We start from the raw sequence: 5,174 nt of genomic DNA, 5'->3' as shown, positions 1-5,174 counted from the left end.
GAACGAAAAACCGATATTAAAAACCTACGCCAAAGATGGGCAGATTTATGCAACAGCCATTTAGAAAAACATCAAATTGACAGCCGTATTGATATGCGAAGCTACAAAGAGCAAGGCATAGAGAAAGACCCTGAAAAAAAACTTTTACCAAGCCAAGCCAAAGACCCTGAAATCAGGGAAGCCCTGCGACAGTCACGCACAGCCTATAAAGAGCTTGCACAACTAGACTTAGGCGACCCGAAAAAAGACCTGAAAGACCTCAAAGACAGCCCAATTTCAGACAAAGAAATTAAACAGGGTATTGAGAGCTTTAAGGCTGATTTTGACAGCTTTAAACAGCTAGCTTTGCAACAGTACAAAGAGCAGCAGAAATTAGAACGCGAGCAACAGAAAACTATGAAGTTTAAAGGGATGAGCCGATGACACCTGATGAAAAAAAGTTATATGCACTGATGGCAGTCGCAGAACAACAGCAGAACCTAGTCAATCAGGCTGTTAAAGAGCTTCAAATCACCGAAGAACGCATTCAGAAGGTCATAGCAGGGCAAACCCATAGCACCGTATCAAAATCGCTAAATACGGGCTTACAAGAGGGCACAGCGGAGCTTATTAAGACTGCTAAGGCACTTGGACGCTTGAATAACTCTATTGATTCTGTGATTCATCAATGGTCATGGAAGTTAATTGCCATTGTCTTAGGTGCTTTTGCCATTTTGATGTTGGCAATGACTTGGTTATTTGTGGTTTACATCAAACCTTTAGGCAATATTCCGCAGATCGAGAGCCTAAGACAGCAGGGAATCCAGTTTGATATTGGAAGCTGTACCGTCGGAGAAGAATCTAAAACGTGCGTCCGAGTGATGAAAAAGCAATGCGGATATGGAAAAAATGGCGATTTTTGCGTCATAGACCCCAAATGATAAGTACTTGATAAAGAAAAAGCCCATTCAGTATTGAAACTAAATGGGCTTTCGCTTTATATTCAGCGGTACGCAGTTATTTGATGCTTCGAACCATCGAATAACGAAGATCAGCAGAGCTACCAACTCGTGCAGATTTCACCACAAGGCTTGTACCTGAACTCTATTTTCACAATAAACAGTGTTTAGATCAAGACTCAAAATGATAAGTCTTCGTTAATACGTGTTTTTATTCATCAAATAAGCATCATAGATCGAGCGTTGCCTGCTTCTGCGTGTCCGTTTTACGGATTGGCATGCGTTGCATGTGGAGGGAATAAGTGTCACTGGTGCAACGTAGCGATAGTCGAAAGGCTAAACCGCTTACAGGGGATTCTCACAAAGGCGGAGCGTTGGAAGTAGTTGTATAGGTCGGTTAAGTTGCATGTTGGGGAAACCCTCGCATAGATATCGCCATACTTCGACAGGGAGCGTGTGGGAGAAGGTGCAAGACCTTTAGTCCTTGTCTGCATGGTCAGCAAAACCATGTGCGGATACGACCGATATACGTGGCTCCGAAGCCAAAAGAATATGCGGTAAATCGGCAATACTTAAAGGATGCGTCATTTTTTTAAATGACCGCCTTTAGGGAAAGTATTGCCGAAACTCTCTCAACCGTTCACCAAAGCCAAAGCACGAAGTGCGACGCTTTGGGGGCGAGTTGAGAAGTTGAGAGCATTTATTGCTTTTTGATTTATGAGATAGTTTTAGGATAAATTTAAAATTATGCTTAGGCTATTTAATTGGAAAGTTATTGATTCATTCTCACGATGGATAAGATTCAATTTGAAAAAATAAAGTTCCAGCTATCAGTTTTGTTATTTGAATAATTGAATCTTTCAAGTGAGTTTAATTGATGTTTATAAAGTTTTGTCCTTCAGTACCGAATTATTCGGTGTAATGATGATTTCTTTCTTAAATTTGAAGCAACCTACTGTAAATTCCTCAAGCAAAGCCATCACTGTTTAAGAATCCGAACTGGTCAACTAAGCATCTCAGAAATCGCCTTTATCGCCATTTGGTATAAATGTTCTCACTTCAGCAATTTCGTTAAAGCATTCTTCTCATGGCTGAAGAAAGATAAATGTAATTTATTTAAAAGCTTACCCTGCTATCAACGGATGATTCACCTCATTAATATGCATCAGTTTGCACTACATGCTTTACATTTAGCCTTCACTTTACCTGTTTGTAAAAACCAACGGATTCAACGCCATAAATCATTATCTAAAATTGCTTCTCGTGGTAAAAGCTCAATGGGCTGGTTCTACGGCTATAAATTACATGTTGTGATGAATCAACTTGGAGAAATAGTTTGTTCGGCATTATCCAATGGATATGTGGCTGACATAAAAATGGTTGAGCATTTGGTTGAAGGCTTAGAAGCAAAGCTTTACGCGGATCGTGGGTTTGTTCAACTACAAGAATCTGATGAATATCACTTAAAACAGCGCAATAAAATAGAGACTTTATTCAGCCTATTGAAAGGACAGTACAATTTAATAACGAGTAAAGCGCGTATATTTCGGGCTTTTTAAGTGGGATTTATGCTTCGTTATGTGCATACCAACTTATCCATCGAAATAAGCCAACCATTCAGATTATAGAATCATTGGCTTAAACAAGATTGGGGTTAAATTAGTAATATATTATTAACATATAAATTAAAATTTATTTGATAAGATAACCTGATTACTTTTAAGTAAACTAGTTATGAACTCCTTAGTTTCTGTACTAGTATACTTATTGACAATAATCTGTTTTAGTTCATTTTTTGTATGATTAAGTAATTTTATAGGTGCATGTTCTCCTCTTTTGATTAGCGGTGTATATCTATTCAAAAATATTGAGAGAAGATCTATTTTATCTTCTGATATTATAGAATTGTTATTTATAATAAAATCATAAGCTGATAAATAAATTTTCACAGCATCCCTAGGAGGTGTCCCATTTTTAGATAGTGAGATTTCATCAGTATCACATGTAAAGTAGTACTTTTTAGAATTTCCTAAAATGGCAATATTATTAGATATACTATATGCTTTCATCATAAACCAATTATCTTCTCTTACTTTAATATTAATTGGAAAATTAATTTCATAATTTTTTATGGTAGCTGCTCTGAACAGCTTCCCTACAGCATTTAAACTGTTGAATAATTTAGTATCTTTAAATTTTAAATTTGTAATGTCATTTTTATAAAAAAAAGCAGAAGAGCTAATTTTTCTTGAACTATTCTGGTTTTTAAAAAATGGCATACAGACCATATCGATTGTTAGGTCATTACTAATTAAATTAACAGCGTCCATTAAAGCATTTGGTGTAAGGTAATCATCTGAATCTAAAAATAAAAGGTATTCACCTGAAGATAAATTCATGGCGTCATTTCTTGGTGCTGAAGCACCGCCTGAGTTTATTCTTCTCTTCATAATTAATATATTTGGAAATAAATCAAAAAAGCTTTTAATAACCTCAAAAGAATTATCTGTTGAACAATCATCAATAATAATTAATTCAAAATATTCTTTACTATACTTTGATTCTAATAACTTATTTAAACAAAATTTGATTTTATCTGCTCTATTGTAAACAGGAATTATTATTGAAATAAAAGGAGTTTTTTCAGTACTTTTTTTAACTATATACTGTGAAAAGTCTTCGAAATTTTTTAAGCCCATAAGAGATTCTATAAATTTAAATAATGATTTATTTTATCAAATAAGTGAAGTAATAGATTGAATATTTTTTTTACGTTTATTCAAAATATCTTGTCCTAAGTCTTTCCAAGTTTGCCATTTCACATCATTTGGATCTATTTCAGCTGTTTTAAGAAGAACACCCAGTAGTTCAGCTGGATCTCTTTGATCTAGGTTTGCAATCTCAAAAAGTGCGCCTAGTTGAATGAGATGACGTGTACGAGCTTTGCGTTCAGCTTCCTTTTCTGCATTCAGTAATTTTCTAACGGCAACTTTTTGCTTATTTGCTCGATCTATGGCTTTTTCAGCTTTGATCAAGGCATTAATTTTTTTCTCTTGATCGGGCGTTCTGTACTGAATTTTGGCTAATTCAAGTAAAAGTTTTTGAGCATCACTTGGATTCTTTAACGCAGAAATGTAGGTGACTTTTTCAGATAGCCAGTCATTATTCATATTCAATTCCTTAATTCATATACCGCAAAGTACAGGCTCAATTCTCAAAGAACGATAACAAAATAATTACGTCCTTTGGACGCAATTTTGTTAAAGTTCGTTCTAGAGAAATTCGCCTATACTTCCATCAAAAGTTTGATGGCGCGCTTAGACGTTTTTCAATTTCATTGAGAAACCTAAGCACGTTAGGGACTTCATCCCTAAAACCCTGAAACTTCTTTTTTTTGTAAATTTTTAATTTACAGAAAAAAGAAGTACCAAAGCTAGGAGCAACTGTATGCAACTAAAACAGGTATTGGGAAAAATTAAAGATATTACTTTTGGCGTGATCGCAGCACCGCTAATTATTATCATTATGATATGGGCCTCGATACTTGATCAAAGAGCGTTTAAGAAAAAGCGCAACCGAAAAAAGAAACAGGATAAAACCTAATGGCGATTGCTCGTTTAAGTGTCAAAGTTGGTAAGGCCGGTAAAGCAGCACCGCATGCCGAATATATTGATCGAGACGAAGACAAAAAACTGAAACAGGAACAGGCAGAAACTGATCTTGAACATAGTGCTTATGGAAACATGCCGAAATGGGCTGAACATAATCCAATTACTTTTTGGGAAGCGGCCGACCTTTACGAGCGAAAAAATGGCAGTACCTATCGAGAGTATGAAATTGCCCTGCCTAGAGAAATGAGTGCCGAGCAACGCCTAGAACTGGTGGAGGACTTTATTCAGTCTGAGATCGGCTCAAAATATCCGTATCAGTTTGCGATTCATAACCCTAAAGCAATGGACGGCAACGATCAGCCCCACGTTCACCTCATGTTTAATGAACGTCTGCAAGATGGAATCGAACGAGATCCAGATCAATATTTCAAACGCTATAACAGTAAAAATCCTGAACGTGGCGGAGCTAAAAAAGACAATACAGGCAAGAGTTACCAGGAACGAAAAACCGATATTAAAAACCTACGCCAAAGATGGGCAGATTTATGCAACAGCCATTTAGAAAAACATCAAATTGACAGCCGTATTGATATGCGAAGCTACAAAGAGCAAGGCATAGAGAAAG

Annotated in this window: 6 protein-coding genes and 1 pseudogene; 5 read left to right on the top strand and 2 right to left on the bottom strand. The window is 36.2% G+C overall.

Annotation, left to right across the window (positions count from 1 at the left end):
• The 3 genes and pseudogenes from MSG95_RS18680 to MSG95_RS18670 form a co-directional block, all read left to right on the top strand.
• Positions 1–423 (top strand): MobA/MobL family protein (locus MSG95_RS18680; RefSeq protein ID WP_324645214.1); only part of this gene is annotated, 423 nt, incomplete at its 5' end.
• Positions 420–920: a hypothetical protein gene (locus tag MSG95_RS18675; RefSeq protein WP_324645213.1), complete on the top strand. Its 501-nt coding sequence runs from the start codon at positions 420–422 to the stop codon at positions 918–920. The genes MSG95_RS18680 and MSG95_RS18675, both read left to right, overlap by 4 nt.
• A 909-nt stretch (positions 921–1,829) precedes the next feature.
• A pseudogene (locus tag MSG95_RS18670) lies at positions 1,830–2,580 on the top strand (transposase).
• 43 nt (positions 2,581–2,623) lie between these two features.
• Here MSG95_RS18670 and MSG95_RS18665 read toward each other — a convergent pair.
• Together MSG95_RS18665 and MSG95_RS18660 are read right to left on the bottom strand one after the other, a co-directional pair.
• Positions 2,624–3,637: a glycosyltransferase family 2 protein gene (locus MSG95_RS18665; protein ID WP_272345732.1), complete on the bottom strand. Its 1,014-nt coding sequence runs from the start codon at positions 3,635–3,637 to the stop codon at positions 2,624–2,626.
• 36 nt (positions 3,638–3,673) lie between these two features.
• The gene (locus tag MSG95_RS18660; RefSeq protein ID WP_272345733.1) at positions 3,674–4,108 is read right to left on the bottom strand and encodes a conjugal transfer protein TraD; all 435 of its coding nucleotides are present in this window, start codon (positions 4,106–4,108) and stop codon (positions 3,674–3,676) included.
• 277 nt (positions 4,109–4,385) lie between these two features.
• Here MSG95_RS18660 and MSG95_RS18655 point away from each other — a divergent pair, with 277 nt between their 5' ends.
• Together MSG95_RS18655 and MSG95_RS18650 are read left to right on the top strand one after the other, a co-directional pair.
• A complete protein-coding gene (locus MSG95_RS18655) occupies positions 4,386–4,541 on the top strand; it encodes a hypothetical protein (RefSeq protein WP_272345734.1) in 156 nt (51 codons plus the stop codon).
• Positions 4,541–5,174, top strand: a 634-nt coding sequence (locus MSG95_RS18650) for a MobA/MobL family protein (protein ID WP_324645210.1), incomplete at its 3' end; no start/stop codon positions are given. The genes MSG95_RS18655 and MSG95_RS18650, both read left to right, overlap by 1 nt.

The organism is Acinetobacter sp. IK23 (assembly GCF_035615275.1).
GTDB classification, from domain to species: domain Bacteria; phylum Pseudomonadota; class Gammaproteobacteria; order Pseudomonadales; family Moraxellaceae; genus Acinetobacter; species Acinetobacter seifertii.
Note: the sequence above shows the minus strand (reverse complement) of the source record. Positions and strands in the feature narration are given on the sequence as shown.

Coding starts and splice junctions, on each gene's coding strand:
- MSG95_RS18675 (WP_324645213.1), top strand. CDS start 420: ATGACACCTGATGAAAAAAAGTTATATGCACTGATGGCAGTCGCAGAA.
- MSG95_RS18665 (WP_272345732.1), bottom strand. CDS start 3,637: ATGGGCTTAAAAAATTTCGAAGACTTTTCACAGTATATAGTTAAAAAA.
- MSG95_RS18660 (WP_272345733.1), bottom strand. CDS start 4,108: ATGAATAATGACTGGCTATCTGAAAAAGTCACCTACATTTCTGCGTTA.
- MSG95_RS18655 (WP_272345734.1), top strand. CDS start 4,386: ATGCAACTAAAACAGGTATTGGGAAAAATTAAAGATATTACTTTTGGC.